Genomic DNA, 19,441 nt, shown 5'->3' with positions numbered 1-19,441 from the left:
AATTGGTAGGAAATTGTTGTAACTTTTTGCCGTCTGCCTACGTCTAATAGTTGTCACGAAACAGAAGTACGTTCCAGGGGGGAATTCGTAGGCTTGTGCGCATGAGTTAACGTAAGAGAAGGAGGATTCGCATGTTCAAACGATTGCGTCAAGCAAGAGAGAGCAGGCGAGGGCGACTGGAGACCGGGGCTGTCGAAGAGTCAGCGCGCGTGGAAGGTTCAGTCAGCTTCGAAGACCCAGTGAGCATCGAAGTGTCAACCAACATCCAAGCGACAACCAACATCCAAGCGACAACCAGCATCGAAGAGCCAGCCAGCCACGCACTTCAACCCGCACTGCTGCCAGGAAACCCAACCGCATCGTCAGCTGAGCTGTCCGCGACTGCGGAAGCTGTAAGCTTCGAGGCGGAGGGCTCGCAATGGTTCGATCAGAGCCCGCTGCTGACCGTGACAGGGGTAGAGCGTTCCTTTCCGGTTGGTGGCGGACAGCTGCATGTGCTGAAGGGCATCGATATGGCGCTGTATCCGAGGCAGCTCGTCATGCTGAAGGGACGCTCGGGGTCGGGTAAGACGACGCTGCTGAACTTGATCGGCGGTCTCGATCAGCCGAATAGCGGTGAGATACTGTTCAAGCAGCATCGCTTTCATCAGGCTGGGGACGATGAACGCACGGTCATTCGCAGGAAGGAGATAGGCTTTATTTTCCAATCGTTCGCATTGCTTCCACTATTGTCCGCCTGGGAGAATGTTGAGCTGTCGCTGCGAATGGCTGGCGTGCCGAGGAATGAATGGAAGGGACGCGTCACGCACTGCCTCGAGCTCGTCGGGCTCGCTAAGCGCATGCATCATCGTCCGTTCGAGCTGTCGGGCGGTGAGCAGCAGCGTGTGGCGATTGCTAAGGCTATCGCGCATAAGCCGAGCCTGCTGCTGGCTGATGAGCCTACGGCAGAGCTCGATACCCAGATGGGTGCGCAGGTCATGAACGTATTCCGCGATATTATTCGAATGGAGCGCATGACGATCTGCATGACTACACATGATCCGACCATAATGGAGGTTGCCGACCGTGTCTACGAGATGGTGGATGGGAAATTTATCAACGCTTAAGACTGCTGTGAAGCCTGTGCTCGCCGTATGTGTAGCTGTCACGCTGACAGCTGCTATGACGACTGGCTGCTCGGTGCTTCCGAAGGAAGAGGAGGAGGAGGTTCTCCCGGCGATCCAACCGCCGAAGCTGTCGAAGAAGCCGGAATACGTCGTCAAGTCGCAGACGCTCGAGACGAAGCTGCGAGGCTCGGGTAAGCTGATGGCGACAGTGGAGGAGGAGCTGTATTTCACCGATGAGACGAGCCGAAGGCTGAAGGCCGTTCATGTGAAGAATGGCGATCAGGTCGAGCAGGGACAGCTCATTGCCGAGCTGGACGTGACGGAGCTGGAGAGTCAGCTCAAGCAGAAACGGCTGCAGACGCGCAAGGATGAGCTCACGATGATTGAGACGCTGCGCAACGCTGATGGCAAATCAGCCGAGGAGCTGGAGCAGGCGAAGATTGATTTTGAGCTGAAGCGGGAGGAGCTTGTGAAGCTGGAGTCGACGATTGCGAAGGCGAAGCTGACAGCGCCTTTCTCCGGAACGATCGTCTCGGTCCCTGTGAAGAAGGGCGATTCTGTCAAGGCTTATGACGCCATCGCCACGATCGCCGATCTGTCGCAGCTGACCGTCGCTGCTACGCTCAGTCAAGACGATCTGAAGAAGATTGCCGTCGGGATGGAGGCGATCGTCGACATTAACTCGGCCGGACAGCACAAGGGCACTGTACATAAGCTGCCGAGTCCGAAGGAGAGCGGTCAGCAGCAGGGTGGCGGCGACTACTACTCCGGTGACAGACAGTCCGGGAGCGAGTCGATTGAGAACTATGTGATTATCAAGCTGGAGCCGTTCCCGGAAGGGTTGAACCGCGGCACACCGCTCGGCCTGACCGTCATTACACAGCGCAAGGAGAATGCGATCGTCATTCCGCTGGCTGCGCTTCGATCCTACGCAGGGCGTAATTATGTACAGGTCATCGATGACAAGGGGAGCAAGCGCGAGGTCGACGTCGAGCTCGGACAGCAGACGGCAACGGAGGTTGAGATCGTTCAAGGACTGACGCCAGGACAGAAAGTAGTGGGTCGCTGATGCTGATGCTTCGATTTTTGCTTCGAAAAATGTGGAACACCCGTTGGCTCACGCTCAGTACATTCGTCGGACTAGTGATGGCGGTCGCCTTCACGACAAGCATCCCGATGTATGCGGACGGCTCGCTCAAGCGCGTCGTCGCGAAGTCGCTGCAGGAGCGCAGCGAAGGGCTGCCAGCAGGCTCGGTGCTCATCCGGTACCAGGCGAGCGGAAGCGAGCGGGCAGACCTGAACAATCTGCAGTCGGTTGATTCGTACATACGAGAGGAGCTGCCGGAGCAGGTTAGCTATCCGATTGAGACTCAGTTCCGTTCTTACGCGATTCGCAGCTCGCAGGTTACCCCCGTCGATACGAGCAAGGTCGACCCGAGCAAGCGAAGACAGCTGACGTTAATGGCGCAGAGCGGCCTGCAGGAGAAGGTCGAGCTGACGCAGGGCGCTTGGTTCTCGGATCAGCCGCAGGGTGGCACTGTCGAGGTGGTGCTTCATGAGGAGGCGCTGTTCCGCGGAGACATGCGTGTCGGAGACGAGTTTACGTACCCGATCAGCGGAGGGCTCGGCATTGCCCCGGTGAAGCTGAAGATCGTCGGCGCTTACAAGCCTCTGTCTGATGCCGACAGCTACTGGTACCAGGGGTTAGAGGGGCTGCTGAGCTCGGCCTTCATGAGCGAGACAGCGTTCCAGGATTACATATTAAGTAGTAAGAAAATTCCGCTCAACCTCGCCAACTGGTTCTACGCCTTCGATCTGAGAGAGATCAAGACGAGCGATCTGGCGAGTCTGGAGCGGAAGCTGGAGCGACTCGATATTACGCTGTTCCAGCTGCTCGCGAATACGCGGGTCGATATTTCGTTCATTCCGCTGCTGCAGGAATTCCGCGTGCAGAGCATTCAGCTCCAGCTTATGCTGTTCACGCTCGCAGCGCCTGTCATCGCGATGGTGTTCTATTACATCGTCATGAATGCCCGTCAGGCATTGGAGCGGCAGCGGACCGTAATTGCAGTCATTCGCAGTCGGGGCGGCAGCACGAAGCAGATCGTCTCCATCTATATGCTGGAGGGACTGCTGCTCGGGGGAGCGGCGATGGTGCTCGGACCGATGATCGGTTGGCTGATGGCTAAGAGCATTGGCTCGTCGAGCGGGTTCCTAGCGTTCGTTGACCGCAAGGATGTGCCGGTCGGTGTATCGATGGAGGCGCTGCTGTATGGTGGTGCTGCAGTCGTTGTCGCGCTGCTCGCCAGCGTCATTCCGGCGGTCATCTTCGCCCGTTCGTCCATCGTCAGCCATAAGCAGAAGCTGGCGCGCTCCGACCGCAAGCTGTTCTGGCAGCGTTGGTTTCTCGATGTTGCACTGCTCGGCCTTACGGCATACGGCTACCTGCTGTTCAGTCAGCGGCAGGACTTGTTCAGCCGCACGGGCATGACGAGCGACCAACTGCAGGTGCATCCGCTGCTGTTCTTCGTGCCTGCACTATCGATCTTCGCGCTCGGATTATTCTTCCTGCGCATCTTCCCGTGGCTGCTTAAGCTAGCCAATTGGCTCGGCAAGCGTCTGCTGCCAGTGCCGGTCTACTTGACGCTGACTCAGCTGTCACGCTCGGGAGCTGCGTACTACCCGCTTATGCTGCTGCTCATTCTCACGCTCGGGCTTGGCGTGTACAATGCGTCGGCGGCACGGACCATCGACTTGAATTCGACCGACCGCATTCTGTACGCTTACGGCACCGATGTCGTCATGCGCGCGGATTGGCAGGCTGTCTCCGACGAGCTTCCGCAGTCGGGTGACCAAGGACAAGGTCAAGGCCAAGGAGGTCAAGGACAGGGCGGGTCAGGTCAAGGCGGCGGCCAAGGTCAAGGAGGCACAGGCCAAGGCGGAGGGCAAGGTGGGGGCTCTGGCGGCGGTCAGGGAGGTGGCGGTCAGCCTGGAGCACCGGGCGGAGGCAATCAGCCGCCGCAGAAGCTGCGCTACATCGAGCCGCCGTTCGAGCTGTTCCGTGAGCTCGAAGGTGTCGAGCATGCGGCCCGGGTGCTGACGATCAAGAGCAACGTCGTCGTCTCCGGCAAGTCGATCGGCCAAGGGAATGTGATCGGCATTGATAACGTCGATTTTGCCCATGTAGGCTGGTTCCGTCAGGACTTGTTCCGCATTCATCAGAATCATTACTTGAACTTGCTCGGGCAATACGAGCAGGCCGTCATTATTCCGACCTCGCTTGCGGAGAAGCATCAGCTGAAGCCCGGTGATCTGATGAGCATTACCATATCTGGTCAACCCGTGGAGTTCGTCATCGTAGCTACGATCCCGTATTGGCCGAGTCAATATCCGGACGAGACGCCTTTTTACATTACCAATCTGGAATACATCTATGATCAGGCGCCGATCACGCCCTATGACGTATGGCTGAAGATGGAGGAAGGAGCGAAGGTCGCTCCTCTGCTCGAAGCGCTGAAGGCTGGCGGTGTCGACATCGCGACGGTGAAGGATGTGCGCAATGAGCTCATCTCGCAAGGGAAGCATCCGGCCAGAGGCGGTGTGTTCGGCATCTTGAGTCTCGGGTTCCTCGTCTCGGTGTTCATCTCGCTCATCGGGTACTTGCTATACTGGTTCTTCAACCTGTCCAGTCGTGTCGTGCAATTCGGTATTCTTCGGGCCATGGGACTATCCCGCCGTCAGCTGACTGGCATGCTGCTGCTGGAGCAGGCGTTCACCGCAGGTCTTGCCATCGCGCTCGGTCTAGGGATCGGTAAGCTGACGAGCTACTTGTTCCTGCCGTTCCTACAGACCGCAGACAACGTCGCAACCCAGGTGCCGCCGTTCCGCGTCATCTTCGACTCGCGCGATACGAGCCAGCTGTATGCTGTCGTCGCCTTCATGATGGTGACGGGCGCTGTCGTGCTCTTCCTGCACATTCGACGCTTAAGAGTACATCAGGCTGTTAAGCTCGGGGAGGAGAAGTGATGCGGACATGATTCATTGCGAAGGTCTGGTGAAAATATACAAGACCGACGATCTCGAGGTCGTCGCGCTGCAAGGCTTGAACATCGAGGTGTCGGCCGGTGAGATGATGGCGATCATCGGCAACAGCGGCAGCGGCAAGTCGACGCTGCTCAATATACTCGGGGGCCTGGATCGGCCCTCGGCCGGACAGGTGCGAGTCGGCGAGTGGAACCTGCTGAAGATTACGGACGATCAGCTCGTGCAATACAAGCGAAGCACCGTAGGCTTCATCTGGCAGAACAACGCGCGCAACCTGATTCCGTACTTATCGGCGCTCGAGAATGTCGAGATGCCGATGCTGCTGAGCGGCAAGTTCGACCGCGTGTACGCGAAGCAGCTGCTCGAATGGGTCGGGCTGAAGGAGCGAATGCATAACAAGCTGCAGCAGCTGTCCGGAGGCGAGCAGCAACGCGTCGCGATTGCGATCGCGCTGTCGAACCGTCCTTCGCTGCTGCTGGCTGACGAGCCGACGGGCTCGGTCGATACGAGAACGTCGGATATGATTATGGACATCTTCAGGCGCATGAATAAGGAGCTTGGCGTCACGATTGTCATCGTCACGCACGATATGGCGCTGGCTGGCAAGGTGGACCGCGTCGTCGCGATTCGGGACGGCATGACGAGCACCGAGTTTATTAAGCGTAATCCTGGTCTAGATGAGCCGGGAGCGCAAGCAGCGGCGGCTGCCGAGCTCGGGCATGAGGAGTACGTCGTGCTCGACCGTGCAGGCCGTCTGCAAATTCCAGCCGCCTACTTGAAGGCGCTTGGCATTGACAGCAAGGCGTCAATGGAGTTCGACGGAGAGCGAATCGTCATTCGCTCTCCGAAGCCGCTCGACCGGCCGCAGGAGTCGGAGTAATAACTTATTACATTTTCCATTCGGAGGGAACGAACGATGAACAAGAAGTGGCTGAAGCAATCCATACCATTGACGATGACAGCTGTACTGATGGTTCCAACTCTTCAAGGCTGTATGAGCATTGTAGGGACGAATGATGACAAGACGCAGAAGGTGCTGCGCATCGCCACCACGCAATACGGCGGACCATCGGATGAGTATTTTCGCCAACGCTTCACGGACCTGTATGAATTCGATAATAAAAATGTGACTGTTGAGATTATTCCTACGTATGATGACCGTTACATGTATGGCTACGCAAGACCTGAGCCGAATGAGCGGCCGAAGGATCCGATCGTGACGCTGAAGGAGCTCATGAACGGAGATAATCCACCCGACGTCGTCATGTTCGGCTTCGAGCAGATGGATGAACTTCTACGCGATAATATGCTGACACAGCTGGACCCGCTCATCACAAAGGATAAGTTCGATATGACCGATATTGTGCCATCGGTGATCAACGGTATCAAGAAGAAGGGCGACAACAAAATTTACGGTCTGTCCCCAAGCTTCAATTCCTCGGCGCTGATTTATAACAAGAACATGTTCGATGAAGCGGGCGTGGAGTACCCGACAGACAAGATGACTTGGCAGCAAATATTTGATTTGGCAAGACGGGTTACGAAGGGTGAAGGTCCAGACCGGAAGTACGGCTTCTCGTTCTCAACGTATAACACCGGCGGCGATATGTTCTATGCGACACAGACGTATGCAGCTCCGCTTCAGCTGCGGCACTTTGACGAGAATGGCGACAGCATGACGGTCAACACCGCTGAGTGGGAAACCGTATGGAAGACGATGCTTCAGTTGAAGGCCGAGAAGCTGCTGCCAGAGCCGATCGACTATTCGAAAATGCAGATGGGACCCGAGCAGCAGATGAATCCGTTCATGCATGACGACTTCATGTCGTCCCGCGTTGCGATGGCGATCATTAATTATAGCGAGCTGGAGCGGATTCACAACGCGATGAAAAATGCAGAGAGCATCAAAGGCTTCACCCCGTTCGGATGGGACGTCGTGACGCTTCCTGTGCATGAGGAAGCGCCGAATGTCGGCGGCTTCATCCATATGGACGCTGTGATGGCTGTGAACGCCAAGGCGCAAAATCCAGACGAAGCATGGAACTTCATCAAGTTCGTTAATGGCGAGGAATGGGCCCGTCTAAAGGCAAGCAGCAATCATAACATCGTAGCCCGTCAGAAGTATATCAAGAAGAAGGATGGCATGGAGTTCAACTTGAACGCCTTCACGACGCTCGAGCCGGTTGCGAATGAAGATAGCAAGCTGTACCGCTCGAACGAGAATTATCACCGCGTCAGCAGCATCGGTCAGCAGCTGTTCCAGCAGGTAGTTGAAGGCAAGCTGCAGGTAAATGAGGCGCTGAAGCAATGGGAGACGCAAGGCAACCAGATGCTGCAGAAGATCAAGGAGAATCCGAACGGTCCGATCGACATGCCGATGGAACAGCCGGTGCCGATGCCGCTAGGCTAATAGCTCGCGGCTAATGAATTCCTGCCCTGAACGACCTGAGGAGGTTCGACATACATGAAGCACTTCAAGCAAGGCCGTACTCGAATCGCTTGTCTGTGGCTTGTTGCGGGCTGCATGGCGCTAGGCGCCATCAGTCCTGTCAGTGCCGCAGACAGCCCCGGCTCAGCCGCAATCTCCGGCATCAGCCTGCCTGTAATCGGGCAGGTTGATGCTGATAAATCGACGACGTTCGGGATCAAGAACGTCGCGATATTACCCGGACAAGGGAACAAGACGGTGACCTTCTCCTTGTCTATTACGAATAACAGCACAGCTGACCTTCAGTTCATCGACTATTGGGTCAGACTGCGGACGACGTCCGGCAACCGAATGACGGTGAAGGTGCTGCCGCAGGATAAGGACAAGAACCGGATTCCCGCCCAATCGACAGAGACGATCAGCTTCTATGCGGTCGTCAATGAGAAGACGACGCTGCAGGATCTTGTATTTGACGTGATCAAGTGGGACTTCAGCCAGCCGAGCTTCGAGCGCAAGCTGGGTGAGGTTGCGGTGCCAGCGGACTATTCCGTCATTACTCCTGTCGGTTCTGCGCAAGAGGTGCGCGTAGCTGGCAGTCCGCTCCATGTCTCGATCAACAAGATGTACGTAGGCAAGAATGAGAAAAATTATACTCCAACCGTTAAGCTGCATCTAGCGAACAACGGCAGTCAGAGCGTCTCTATGCCGAGCTACTTGTACTATATTCGTACCTCAGAGGGCTACATGTACCCGCTCAACGCGAAGGGGACGAAGGAGCTGACGCTGCATCCGCAGACGAATAAGGACATTGAGCTGACCGGCTCCGTGCCGATCGGGCTGTCGCCTTCGGATTGGCAGCTCATCATCGTGCAGCATGCTGCAGATGTGAAGCTCGATATGCCGATTGCCTTCTTCTCACTGCCTGCCCAGTCGGAGCCGGACGCGGTCGGAACGGGGAAGGTGCATGCCTTCACGAACCGAGAAGGGACGTACACGGCTGAGCTGAAGTCGGTGCAGCGGCTTCCTTGGGAGGAAGAGGACTTAATTAATGCGAGTCTTCTTATAGGTAACAAGGGGGAAGAGTCGTTGCCACTGCCTGAGCTGAAGGGACACTTCATGCTCGATGAGAATATTAAGGTGGAGACGAAGCTGGTGCGCACAGATAAGGTGATTGGCGTTGGCTCTGGTGGAAGTGTACATTACCAATTCGTTGGCAAGATCCCGTACACCTATGAATTCTCCAAGGTGAAGCTGGTGCTGCAAGAGAAGCCGGAGGGCAGCGGAGACGGCGGCTCGACAGGCGGAGGAACAGACAGTTCGACAGCTGAGAATTTACTCGAGTTCGTGCACAGCTCAGAGCTGATGAGCGCACCGAGCTACAATGTCGGGGAGCCGTATCAGGTCACGAGCGTCGGGCGCAAGACCGACTACCACGTGCGCAGTCTCATGACCTACACAGGCGATCTGAACGATACGCTGGCCGTTCGCCTGGAGGCTGTTAATCAGGAGAAGCGCTTCAATGCAGTGTCGAAGCTTGTCGCATATTTCAAGATGGCTGACGGTACTGTATTTCCTGCTCAATACAACCCGGTCAAGACGAAGGTTACGCCGGGCAGTCCGGCTCTGCTCCTGCTGACTAGCGTTGTGCCGAAAAACCTAGATACGAAGGGGATGCAGCTGCTGATCGGTGATGCCATTACGCAGGATAAGCTGACCGATGGTGACAACAAGGCTGACGCTTACGTGAACGCAGCTTCGTTCTGGCTTCCGGCTGAGCGCACCGAGGTGCTGCCGAAGCTGAAGGAGATCGATCTGTACCCGTACAAGCTATCGATGAGCCGCATTCATACGCGCGGAGACGAGAACGGCATTCATCTTTACTTCGACTATGAGCTGACGAAGAATGCGCTCGTGGAGACGAACGTAGACAACCGCAAGCTCATTATATCGCTTGAGGATCGCGAGGATAAGGTTCGATTCAGCTGGAATATGGACTTCAAGGAGTTCGAGAGCTTGAACAACCAGGAGGGCGTCGATCCGTTGCAGAATAAGACTGGACAGCTGAAGCTTGGCAAGAAGGAGCTATTCCGTTTGGATAAGAATGACAGAGAGTTCATCTTCCTCGTTTCCTATTTGAAGGACTATGATCTCAAGGTATATGAAGCGTTCAACGACCATAAGAAGCTGCTCGCTTCGCAAAAAATTACATGGTTCGAGACGACAGACTAGTGCGCGTCTAGTTATCGAGCTCTTACCCTAGTAACGAAACCGTTCCGGTGCCACTGCGTAAGTAGTGGGGCATGAACGGTTTTTTGCCGTGACCGGGCTGCAACGTTCGAGTGAGATTTTGAACAAATGGTTAATTTTTCGCTGGGTATATTGACAACTATAGCCTCTATCAAGTACGTTATTATCGTTAACAACTTGCTTAACGATGGTTGCAGACTACATAACATAAGGAGAACCGCGATGGTAACACCACCTCATACGTTCGCCGACTTGAAGGATATGGTCACTCATCAGTTTTCCATGTCATTCGAAGCCGAGGGCTTCAGCCCGCTGGTCGGCAAAATATTCGCCCTGCTCATATTTGCTCCCGAGCCGCTCAGTCTTCAGGATATGGCGGAGAAGCTCGGTGTCTCGAAGGCTGCAGTCAGCGTACAGGTGCGCACCTTGGAGCGAAACTCGATGTGCATCAAGCTGACGATGAACAGCGACCGCCGGGACTACTATTATATTTCCGACGAGGTCACTGTCATAGCATTCCGTGCAGTGAGGCAGAAGTTCGAGCTGCTCACCCAGCGTATAGACATGACCGTGTCCATGATGAAGGAAATCTCTGGGCTGCAGGACGCGGAGCGACCTGAGTACGATGCAGGTCTGCGGCGGCTTAAGGAATCTGCAGCGATGTATCGACTGATGCTATCCCGATTTGACGGAATAGAGGATGAGTGGCTTGCGATTCGTCAAAGCTTGGATTCCCCTTCAGATTCATGAACCGTGAAGGCTCATGCATGAAGACAGTTATTCCATTTGAAGGGTTCACCGTAAGAGCAGCGTCTAAGTGGTCAGTTATCGGGATGGAGGAGTAGAAGGATGAATCAATTAACAAGCTTTTCGATGAAAAACGTAACGGCAGTCATCATTATCGTTCTGCTGCTGTTCGGCGGTGGGGCGTATGCAGCGAAATCACTGAAGGTCGAGAGCATGCCGGACATCGCCTATCCGGTCGTTGTCGTCAGCACGCAATATACTGCGCCTCCTAAGGATGTGCTGGACGGCGTCACCGAGCCGCTGGAGAAGGCAATCTCAGGGGTTGAGGGCTTGAAGAACATGACGTCGACCTCCAGCGACAATTACTCCCAAATCGTAGTCGAGCTGGAGCAAAGCGTAGATTCCGAGGAAGCGAAGCGCGACATTGAAGCGCTGCTAACGAATGTAAGACTGCCATCCGGCTCGGAGAAGCCTAAGGTGCAGACGTTCGGCTTCGCCTCGCAGCCGGTCTACTACTTATCGCTGTACGCCCAGAACGGGATGAGCCAGCAGGAGCTCGACAAGCTGTATAAGGATGTTATTCTCCCGGGCTTCGAGAGCATTAACGGTATCGACCACGTCGATTCGATCGGCAATCAGGAATCCGTGCTTACGCTGAAGCTGGACGCCAACGCGATCAACAACTACGGCTTAACGCCAGGTCAAATATCGCAGAGCATTCGCGCAGCGCTGCTGTCGAGTCCGGCCGGTACGGTCGACTTCAACGGTAACGAGCAGATGGTTCGCGTGAAGAGCGATCTCAACACGATCTACGGACTTGAGAATATGAAGCTGTCGACACCTACTGGAACGACAGTTCTACTGAAAGATATTGCGAAGGTCGAGGCGATTACCGAATCGACATTCTTCTCCCGCTTGAACAGCCAGCCGGCCATCGGTGTACGCTTGTTCAAGACGAAGAACGCGAACGCGGTTGAGTTCGGAGACGAGGCAGATCGTCTCATGGCCGTATGGCAGGAGCAGTACCCGAATATTAAGTTCCAGCCGATCTACAACGGCGCACTCGATATTAAGGAATCGATCAACGGCATGCTGAAGGAAGGGGCACTCGGAGCTATTCTCGCGTCAGTTATGATTCTGCTCTTCCTCCGAGATATGCGGATGACGATTATCGTACTCGTATCGATCCCGCTGTCTACCTTAATTACGCTTATGGTCATGGCTCCACTCGGCATATCGCTGAACATCATGACGCTAGGCGGTATGGCCATCGCAATCGGCCGTGTCGTCGACGATAGTATCGTCGTCATCGAGAACATATACAGTCAGCTGCAGAAGGCACAGGAGCGTAGCGAGTCGGTTATTAAGCTGGCGACCGCTCAGGTTGCTTCGGCGATTACGTCTTCTACCTTTACGACCGTCGGTGTATTCGCTCCTATTGCGTTCGTAAGCGGTGTACTCGGTGAAGTATTCCGACCGTTCGCCATCACGCTTGGGGTAGCGCTGCTGTCCTCCTTGCTCGTCGCGGTTACGGTCATTCCGATGCTTGCGAAGCTGCTTGTGCTCAAGAGCAAGAAGCTGCACGTGCATGACGAGCATGCGACTGGCAAATTAACGCTCGGCTACAAAAAAATATTGTTGCTTTCCTTGAACAACCGAATTAAGACGCTGTTGATTGCCCTGCTCGTATTCGTAGTTTCGATCATGGGTACGGTACCGTTCCTCGCCCAGTCGTTCATGCCGGAGAGCGAGTCTGACAAGATGATGATGCTCTCGATCAAGATGCCGCGCGAGACGACAATCGAAACGATGAACGAGAAGGTTAAGGAAATCGAGAAGATGATGCTGGAGTCGAAGGACGCGCTTGGCGAGAGAGCGTTCGACTATGTTGAAGCCTCCGTAGGCTATAACGAGAATTCGAACCTCGGTGGTTCGGCCGAGCGTATTCCATACCGTTCCTCCTTCTTCGCGGTCGCTTCGGCGAACACGAATGCGAAGGATGCGGTTCAGGAATTCAAGGAAAAGATTGAATATATGCTGCCTAAAGGCTCCGAGGTTGACGGTATGGTCATGAGCATGGGCGGTCCGCCGAGCGGTGGCGTCGATTTTAACTACATGCTGAAGGGTGACGATCTTGCTTACTTGAAGCAGGGCGCCCAGCTCGTGAAGGAGAAGCTGAAGGAATATCCGGAAATGATCGACATCAAGGATAGCTTAAGCGAGACGAAGATGGAGGTCGAGATTAGTGTCGACCAGAACAAGGCTAGATTGTTCGGACTGTCTTCAGCTCAGATTACGGAAGCTGTGCGGACTTGGCTTGCTGAAGAGAAGCTCGGCGATCTGAAGTTCGACAACACGACCTTCGAGACGAAGGTGATGCTGGACCCTGCCTTCAAGGATTCGGTAGATAAGATCGGCCGATTCACGATTCATTCTCCGACAGGCGCGAAGGTCGCATTGACCGAGGTTGCCAAGGTGAACCAGATTGAAGCGCCGGCGGCTATTACACGCGAGATGCAGGACCAATATGTCCGCGTAACAGCGAAGATCGACGCTGTCGATAAAGGCGGTGTCAGCTTGAAGGTGTCCGAGGAGCTGGCTAAGCTTGACCTTCCGCCAGGTGTGCGTACGCAGGTGAAAGGGGTCACCGACGACATTCAGGAAAGCTTCGAGCAGATGTTCCTTGCCATGTTCGCATCCGTCTTCATCGTATATCTGATCATGGTTCTGGCATTCGGTAACGGCAGTGCGCCATTCGCGATCTTGTTCTCACTTCCACTTGCGGCGATTGGCGGTCTGTTCGCACTCCTCATCACGGGAGAATCGATTAACATTACATCGCTGATCGGCTTCCTCATGCTGATCGGGGTCGTCGTTACGAATGCGATCGTACTCGTCGACCGTGTGCAGCAGCTTCGTGAGCTGGGCTACAGCGTACGCGATGCGCTGATCGAAGCAGGTGTGACGCGTCTTCGTCCGATCATCATGACAGCAGGTGCTACCATTATTGCGCTGATGCCGTTGGCGCTTGGATTGTCGAAGGGTGCTCTTATCTCGAAGGGTCTTGCAGTTGTCGTAATCGGCGGCTTAACGACGTCGACGCTGTTGACACTTGTCGTAGTTCCGATCGTGTATGAACTGATTGAAAGCTTTAAGCGCAGAGTTGCGAACCTGTTCCGCAGGAAAGATAAGGGTGCACTTGACTCGAAGACGTCGACACCGATTGCTCCGTAATCATTGACCTTATAGAGAGATACAGGGAAAAAGGAGAATGTTACTATGAATCCGACAATGAGAAAATCGTTCAAGCAAGGCTCCAAGGTAGCGGGCGCCATCGTCATCAGCACAGCGCTGATGGCGGGGTGCTCGGCCCAGCCGACTGCCGAGCCGGCGGCCACTGCAGCGGAAGCGCAGCTGAAGGTGGTTAAGACGGCGAAGGTCGAGAAGCAATCGATCGGCGATCCGATTGAGCAGGTAGCCGATGTCGTCGCCTCCGTCGAGATGATGGTCGTCACGAAGGTATCTGGCGATATTCAAGAAATATTGAAGAAGCGCGGTGACGATGTTCAGCAGGGTGAAGTATTGTTCCGCATCGACCCAACTGATCTTCAGATTCAGAAGGAGAAGGCGCAGATCGCCTTCTCGAGCGGACAGCAGCAGCTAACGAAGGCGCGCGAGGATCTTGCCAACGGCAAGCAAGACGCCAAGAACGGCGTGACGAAGTTGGAGACGGCTCTACGTGACGCGGAGAAAAACTACAATAAGATGAAGAACGATTATGATCTCGGTCTCGTGACACAGTTCCAGCTGGAGCAGGTAGAGACGCAAGTGAACAACCTGAAGCTTGACCTGGAGAGCGCTCGTAGCAAGCTGGCTGCATTCGATAAGACGAATCCGCTCGCACAGGCGGATCAGCAGGTGCAGACAGCCAGCGTATCGCTACGGGAGCTGGAGCGTAACCTCGGTTATACGGAGGTTAAGGCAACTGTAAGCGGCGTGCTGACGGATCTACCAGTAGAAGTGGGCATGACGGTCAACCCTGGCTTCCGAGGAGCGACGATTCAGCAGCTGGACCCGGTGAAGATCAAGGCTGAGCTTACCGAGGAAGCAGCGAAGCTCGTTCGCGGCAAGCAGGAGCTGTCGTTCTATGTGCCAGGGACAACAGAGCGCATGAAGGCGAAGGTCAGCTATCTAGCCGACGTGATGGGTGTTCAGACGAAGTCGTACTCGCTGGAGCTTGAGGTACCGAATGCGGATCGCAAGCTGAAGCCGGGTATGAAGGCGCAAGTGCTGCTGACCGAGGAGCAGGATCAGGTCGTAGTTGCTATTCCGACGCTCAGCGTCGTGCGTGAGGGCAGCGAGACGTTCGTATTCGTCCTGCAAGGAGATACGGCAGAGAAGCGTAAGGTGGAGCTTGGGCGTCTGAACGAGACGATTCAAGAAGTGCAGAGCGGCTTGAATGAAGGCGAACAGCTGATCGTATTCGGCCAGAACCAGCTTAAGGACAAAGAAAAGGTGCAGCTGGCGAACTAAGCCAGAGCAGACTTGACAGGAGGAAATCAAGTGAACAACAAACTGAAAATGACTGTAGCATCCGCCGTTATTTCTGTCTCTCTGCTTGGGAGCTCGATCCCGGCGTATACGATCGGCTCGGCTAGCGCCGCTGAGCAAGCTGTTGCTTCTTATAAGCTGACCGAGGTGCTCGATGTAGAGCTGAAGAGCGTATTGAATGAGTCTGTCAGTGCGGGGACGCGCCTTGGAGTTGTCATCCGGTTGAAGAACAACGGAGCGAAGGTTACACGAGTGCCGGATTATGAGGTGCGTGTCAAGACGTCGGAGGGCATCGAGTATAAGCTTCAGCCATCCGCGGGCAATGTGAAGTCGATTCAACCGAAGGCGAAGACGGAGCTGAGCTACATGACGGTCGTTGACCGGACCGACGAGATCACGCTGGACCAGGTGAACTGGACCGATGTCGATTATTATGTGTATCCGAAGAAGGAGACGCTGATCGTTGGCGTGCCAATTCAAGGCGTAGCGTGGAAGGGTGCCGATGCTTCGATTACCGATCCTGCCGCGATGAAGAAGTGGAATGACACGTTCGTCATTCCAGGACTGCTGTCGCCGCTGCAATATACGCCGCAGTCGATTCAGAAGGAATCGACGCCGCAGGGTACGGTGCATGTCGTGAAGCTGCTCGTTACGAATGCGACGAATAAGCGTGAAACGGTTCCGGCCTTCCAGGTCGATGCGAAGGGCGACGGCAAGACGTTCAGTGGCGAGCGTGTTGAGAAGACGCCAATTACGCTGGAGCCGAACGAGCAGAAATATGTGCACTATGCGATTCCAACGGATCAAGATGCGGTGATCGACAGCTTGAATGTATTGACGCAGGAGAAGTTCCAGTCAGCAGGTGAGCAAGGTCCAGGTGGAGAAACGAGCTTTGCCGTCGGCAAGCTGAACGTTCTGCTGCCAACGGAGGAATCGGCCTCTGCATATCCGGCCCTGAAGCTCGGCTCGGTCATTCCATTCGATCCGAACAGCAAGCTCATTCACCCGAACATGGCCGTATCTGTTGTCGAATTCGCGATGAGCGACGATACGGAAGCGGGGAACAAGGCGTTGACGGCGAAGTTCAAGCTGACGAACCAGTCGGATCGTCCGATCGCAGTGCCGATGTTCCTCGCCGATCTGGTCAGCGCCGACGGCTATCAGTATGAGGGAAGTCGTCAACAGGTGACTACACCTTACGTGTCGCCGGGCTCGTCGCTAACGGTGAATTACTTCTTCGCCCTGCCAGCGTCCGAATCTGGTAAGGGGCTTGCGCTCAAGGTGCAGGATGTGAAGACGGCTGCGCCATATAAATCCACCATTGCGGCATTCGCCACAGAGCTGCAGCCTGCAGACGAGAAGGAAGCGTTCAGCCTGTATCCGTTCGACGTCGATGTGAAGCATTGGCACATCTCTGCAGATATGGGGCCGACAACGAACTATCGTTATATGTTCCGCCTGAAGCTTGATCTGGATATTGAACGCGATCCGTTCGTGCAGCTAGACTCTAGCTTCTCAACACTCCTGTTCGAGCTGTACGATTCCGAAGGTCGTCTCGTTGGGACAGCGAATGGCAGCATGTTCGGTGTGAACCGTCTTGCTTCCGCGGAGAATACGATCTCCTTCAACGCTGCGACAGAGTCGTTCAATCACCCGATGATGGTACGTGTCTATGAGACGTACCAGACTCCATCAGGTCTTGCGAAGCGTCTGTTGACCGAGCTGAAGCAATAGGGTAACTAGGCTTGGAATAAGCCAACGCAACTTGCAGAACCGCAAGCCGGCCCGTTAGCGGGTCGGCTTGCTCTGATTAGTAGCGGATCCAAGCACTCCGAAAAAGCATCGTACAAGCGATTGCGATTCGTGCTATAATAAGCACATCATCAGGCGAAGGGGCGATTACGATGAAACGACAAGTCCACAGCAACGAGGTCAAAGCCGCGGTATACGCGAAGCTCGAGGAACGCGGCGTCACGATTGAGGACATTGCCCTGATCGTCCGTGACATGCAACTGCCGTATAATCCGCAGCTTACTCTTGAGTGGTGCGTGGAATCCGTTCATAAGGTGCTGAACAAGCGGGAGCTGCAGCATGCGATCTTAATCGGTATTGAGCTAGACGTGCTAGCGGAGAAGGGGCTGCTCACAGAGCCCTTGCAATCGATCGTTGCAGACGATGAAGGTTTATTCGGCTGTGACGAGACGTTGGCGCTTGGCTCTGTATTCGGATATGGCAGCATTGCTGTGACGACATTCGGGCACTTGGATAAGCAGAAGATTGGTATTATTAAGCAGCTGGATACGAAAGCCGGCAACGGCGTTCATACGTTCTTGGACGATCTGGTCGCTGCGATCGCCTCCTCAGCGTCGAGCCGCATTGCTCACCATCAGCGCGATGAGCTTGAGCGTCAGCTCGCTTACGAAGACGAGAGAGGTCAGCGCGAGGAGAATGCGGGCTAAGCCCGTCATTGTTCTCGTCTCACACGATTCCCAACATGTACCAACATTCGGAGGTCTCCTTAGCTATAAGGAGGCCTCTTTTTGGTTACACTAGCGTATAGAACTTCATCATCAATGAATTCATGACGACGGAGTGAACGCGATGAGATGGGTATATTGGGTGAAGCTGTACGAGAGCAAGTTCCAGGCAGGGTGCTTGGCTAAGCGCATGGAAGAGGACTGGTGGATTTACGGCTACGAATGTCCTTCAGAGGTCGAAGTGTATCGTTCCAAAAAAGGCCGCTTCGGCGTCCGCTATACGGTTTGAATTTTCAGCTTGACTTTTAGGTTGTATATGTAGTATGATTCTTTTTGTCGCTGTTAAGTAGACTTGATGACGCGGGGTGGAGCAGCCCGGTAGCTCGTCGGGCTCATAACCCGAAGGCCGCAGGTTCAAATCCTGCCCCCGCAACCAAAACCTTCTAAAGAGGGCCCTTAGCTCAGTTGGTTAGAGCGGTCGGCTCATAACCGATTGGTCGGGGGTTCGAGTCCCTCAGGGCCCATATATGCTCGTTTGTCAAAAAAGCCTTCGCATCTTCGCGAGGCTTTTTTGCTTATTGCTCAGTTTATCGCTGTTCCTCTGTATCGCTGTCATCGAACGTATGCTGGATGTTATCCATCATCGTTTCCACAAATTCGCTCAATGAATCCGTAGCCGCAATATCCGGATGATCAGGCGGCGTATTAATGCCCGCGATCGTGTTCGTTGTCTCATTATAGTAGCTATCTTTCTTCGTGCTCAACGTGCTCAACCCCTTTCTTAACGATATGCAGCGTTCTTGCTTAGGCTGAGCTTATAGCCGTTTTTTTATACGTTTATTTACACGGGGCTGAGGATAAAGCAACTCCCCGCTAGCCGAGGCAAGCGGGGATATTGGAGTCAAGCTCTAGCTTAATGATTGCTACCAAACTGACCAGAGAGCTGCTGCTCAGCGATTTGTACCAGTCTGCGCGTAATGTGTCCGCCGATCGCGCCGGTATCACGTGTTGCCATATAGCCGTAATAGCCATCCTGCGGCACCTGAATACCGAGCTCCTGAGCGACCTCATATTTCAATTGCTCTAATGCAGAAGCTGCTTGCTGAACCACCAGTTGATTGTTGGAACGACTTTGTCCTGTAGCCATGCCTGAATCCCTCCTGGAGTTTGTTGTTCATCGGCTTTGTGTCTGCCAATGTAGGGATATGTTGTCCGGTAACCACAATCTTTATACATTGATTTTTCAGACGAACACAGATATAATAATCAACGTTACGGATTAATCGTGACTTACAGCTTGCCGGAGTGGCGGAATAGGCAGACGCACAGGACTTAAAATCCTGCGGTGGGTGACCACCGTACCGGTTCGACCCCGGTCTTCGGCATCATCGAGCTTGAGCAAGGACAAGGCGTTAGGAGCAGCTGCTTCCTTCGCCTTTTTTTGTTACACATCGTGATGAACCTCTGCATCTCGACATATACTTTAGAGCATGTGACGGGAAGGGGAGTGACGTTCCGATGCCATCGATTATTTTGGCTCCGATCAAGATTACAGGCAATGGCGGAGAGCTCGTATTCGGGGATGTGCTGCAGATTACGCCGAAAAGCACGTCGAAAACCGCTTCAGGCTCAGGTGGAGGCAACACTGGAGATTTCAGCGCGACGTTCACCTTGTTCAGCTTCACCAATACGTTCGATCCCGATGTGGCGGACAGCAACAATACGGCTAACAACTAGAGGAGGCGGCTCTCATGGGCTGCCATACAGATGCTTGCCATGCAACACAATAAGCACATCTCCATGTCCGTGAGACTTGGAACGATGTGCTTATTTTTTTCGCA

Annotated in this window: 15 protein-coding genes and 3 tRNA genes; 16 read left to right on the top strand and 2 right to left on the bottom strand. The window is 54.5% G+C overall.

The window, feature by feature from the left end; genetic code table 11:
* Nucleotides 1-131 precede the first annotated feature (131 nt).
* From PAE68_RS14500 to PAE68_RS14435, 14 genes are all read left to right on the top strand, one after another.
* Nucleotides 132-1,106 (top strand): ABC transporter ATP-binding protein, encoded by a 975-nt coding sequence (locus PAE68_RS14500; protein ID WP_281888021.1) that lies wholly within the window; start codon nt 132-134, stop codon nt 1,104-1,106.
* Nucleotides 1,066-2,175, top strand: coding sequence for an efflux RND transporter periplasmic adaptor subunit (locus PAE68_RS14495; protein WP_281888019.1), 1,110 nt, complete (start codon nt 1,066-1,068; stop codon nt 2,173-2,175). Before PAE68_RS14500 ends, PAE68_RS14495 begins: the two co-directional genes overlap by 41 nt.
* On the top strand, nt 2,175-5,132 hold the full coding sequence (locus PAE68_RS14490) for an ABC transporter permease (RefSeq protein WP_281888017.1): 2,958 nt from the start codon (nt 2,175-2,177) through the stop codon (nt 5,130-5,132). Before PAE68_RS14495 ends, PAE68_RS14490 begins: the two co-directional genes overlap by 1 nt.
* A 7-nt stretch (nt 5,133-5,139) precedes the next feature.
* Nucleotides 5,140-6,030 carry an ABC transporter ATP-binding protein gene (locus PAE68_RS14485; RefSeq protein ID WP_281888016.1) on the top strand — a complete coding sequence of 297 codons (891 nt, stop codon included), beginning with the start codon at nt 5,140-5,142 and terminating at the stop codon, nt 6,028-6,030.
* Between the two features lie 36 nt (nt 6,031-6,066).
* The gene (locus tag PAE68_RS14480; RefSeq protein WP_281888014.1) at nt 6,067-7,560 is read left to right on the top strand and encodes an extracellular solute-binding protein; all 1,494 of its coding nucleotides are present in this window, start codon (nt 6,067-6,069) and stop codon (nt 7,558-7,560) included.
* Nucleotides 7,561-7,614: 54 nt separating this feature from the next.
* Nucleotides 7,615-9,807 carry a hypothetical protein gene (locus tag PAE68_RS14475; protein ID WP_281888013.1) on the top strand — a complete coding sequence of 731 codons (2,193 nt, stop codon included), beginning with the start codon at nt 7,615-7,617 and terminating at the stop codon, nt 9,805-9,807.
* 240 nt (nt 9,808-10,047) lie between these two features.
* Nucleotides 10,048-10,575 (top strand): GbsR/MarR family transcriptional regulator, encoded by a 528-nt coding sequence (locus PAE68_RS14470; RefSeq protein WP_281888011.1) that lies wholly within the window; start codon nt 10,048-10,050, stop codon nt 10,573-10,575.
* 99 nt (nt 10,576-10,674) lie between these two features.
* Nucleotides 10,675-13,806 (top strand): efflux RND transporter permease subunit, encoded by a 3,132-nt coding sequence (locus PAE68_RS14465; protein WP_281888009.1) that lies wholly within the window; start codon nt 10,675-10,677, stop codon nt 13,804-13,806.
* A gap of 45 nt (nt 13,807-13,851) precedes the next feature.
* Nucleotides 13,852-15,105 (top strand): efflux RND transporter periplasmic adaptor subunit, encoded by a 1,254-nt coding sequence (locus tag PAE68_RS14460; RefSeq protein WP_281888008.1) that lies wholly within the window; start codon nt 13,852-13,854, stop codon nt 15,103-15,105.
* Nucleotides 15,106-15,135: 30 nt separating this feature from the next.
* Nucleotides 15,136-16,857 carry a hypothetical protein gene (locus tag PAE68_RS14455; RefSeq protein ID WP_281888007.1) on the top strand — a complete coding sequence of 574 codons (1,722 nt, stop codon included), beginning with the start codon at nt 15,136-15,138 and terminating at the stop codon, nt 16,855-16,857.
* A 170-nt stretch (nt 16,858-17,027) separates the two neighbouring features.
* Complete coding sequence (locus tag PAE68_RS14450) at nt 17,028-17,582, top strand: phosphatidylglycerophosphatase A family protein (protein WP_281888005.1); 555 nt, start codon at nt 17,028-17,030, stop codon at nt 17,580-17,582.
* Nucleotides 17,583-17,724: 142 nt separating this feature from the next.
* Nucleotides 17,725-17,889 (top strand): hypothetical protein, encoded by a 165-nt coding sequence (locus tag PAE68_RS14445; RefSeq protein ID WP_281888004.1) that lies wholly within the window; start codon nt 17,725-17,727, stop codon nt 17,887-17,889.
* Between the two features lie 70 nt (nt 17,890-17,959).
* Nucleotides 17,960-18,036: transfer RNA gene (locus PAE68_RS14440), tRNA-Met, on the top strand.
* A 14-nt stretch (nt 18,037-18,050) separates the two neighbouring features.
* Nucleotides 18,051-18,124, top strand: a tRNA-Ile gene (locus tag PAE68_RS14435).
* 63 nt (nt 18,125-18,187) lie between these two features.
* On the opposite strand, the gene PAE68_RS14430 is transcribed toward PAE68_RS14435, so the two are convergent.
* Both PAE68_RS14430 and PAE68_RS14425 read right to left on the bottom strand, forming a co-directional pair.
* On the bottom strand, nt 18,188-18,364 hold the full coding sequence (locus PAE68_RS14430; protein ID WP_281888002.1) for a hypothetical protein: 177 nt from the start codon (nt 18,362-18,364) through the stop codon (nt 18,188-18,190).
* A gap of 149 nt (nt 18,365-18,513) precedes the next feature.
* Nucleotides 18,514-18,747 carry an alpha/beta-type small acid-soluble spore protein gene (locus PAE68_RS14425; RefSeq protein WP_281888000.1) on the bottom strand — a complete coding sequence of 78 codons (234 nt, stop codon included), beginning with the start codon at nt 18,745-18,747 and terminating at the stop codon, nt 18,514-18,516.
* A 152-nt stretch (nt 18,748-18,899) separates the two neighbouring features.
* Between PAE68_RS14425 and PAE68_RS14420 the strand changes: the two genes are divergently transcribed.
* Nucleotides 18,900-18,985 (top strand) — tRNA-Leu (locus PAE68_RS14420).
* Nucleotides 18,986-19,118: 133 nt separating this feature from the next.
* Nucleotides 19,119-19,337 carry a spore germination protein gene (locus tag PAE68_RS14415; RefSeq protein WP_281887997.1) on the top strand — a complete coding sequence of 73 codons (219 nt, stop codon included), beginning with the start codon at nt 19,119-19,121 and terminating at the stop codon, nt 19,335-19,337.
* The last annotated feature ends 104 nt before the right edge of the window (nt 19,338-19,441 follow it).

Source organism: Paenibacillus sp. YYML68 (assembly GCF_027923405.1).
In the GTDB taxonomy this organism is placed as follows: domain Bacteria; phylum Bacillota; class Bacilli; order Paenibacillales; family NBRC-103111; genus Paenibacillus_G.
Note: the sequence above shows the minus strand (reverse complement) of the source record. Positions and strands in the feature narration are given on the sequence as shown.

What these genes read in the sequence shown, in the direction of transcription:
- PAE68_RS14470 (WP_281888011.1), top strand. Translation starts at nt 10,048, where the DNA reads ATGGTAACACCACCTCATACGTTCGCCGACTTGAAGGATATGGTCACT.
- PAE68_RS14480 (WP_281888014.1), top strand. Translation starts at nt 6,067, where the DNA reads ATGAACAAGAAGTGGCTGAAGCAATCCATACCATTGACGATGACAGCT.
- PAE68_RS14485 (WP_281888016.1), top strand. Translation starts at nt 5,140, where the DNA reads ATGATTCATTGCGAAGGTCTGGTGAAAATATACAAGACCGACGATCTC.
- PAE68_RS14500 (WP_281888021.1), top strand. Translation starts at nt 132, where the DNA reads ATGTTCAAACGATTGCGTCAAGCAAGAGAGAGCAGGCGAGGGCGACTG.
- PAE68_RS14460 (WP_281888008.1), top strand. Translation starts at nt 13,852, where the DNA reads ATGAATCCGACAATGAGAAAATCGTTCAAGCAAGGCTCCAAGGTAGCG.
- PAE68_RS14415 (WP_281887997.1), top strand. Translation starts at nt 19,119, where the DNA reads ATGCCATCGATTATTTTGGCTCCGATCAAGATTACAGGCAATGGCGGA.
- PAE68_RS14490 (WP_281888017.1), top strand. Translation starts at nt 2,175, where the DNA reads ATGCTGATGCTTCGATTTTTGCTTCGAAAAATGTGGAACACCCGTTGG.
- PAE68_RS14450 (WP_281888005.1), top strand. Translation starts at nt 17,028, where the DNA reads ATGAAACGACAAGTCCACAGCAACGAGGTCAAAGCCGCGGTATACGCG.
- PAE68_RS14425 (WP_281888000.1), bottom strand. Translation starts at nt 18,747, where the DNA reads ATGGCTACAGGACAAAGTCGTTCCAACAATCAACTGGTGGTTCAGCAA.
- PAE68_RS14475 (WP_281888013.1), top strand. Translation starts at nt 7,615, where the DNA reads ATGAAGCACTTCAAGCAAGGCCGTACTCGAATCGCTTGTCTGTGGCTT.
- PAE68_RS14465 (WP_281888009.1), top strand. Translation starts at nt 10,675, where the DNA reads ATGAATCAATTAACAAGCTTTTCGATGAAAAACGTAACGGCAGTCATC.
- PAE68_RS14445 (WP_281888004.1), top strand. Translation starts at nt 17,725, where the DNA reads ATGAGATGGGTATATTGGGTGAAGCTGTACGAGAGCAAGTTCCAGGCA.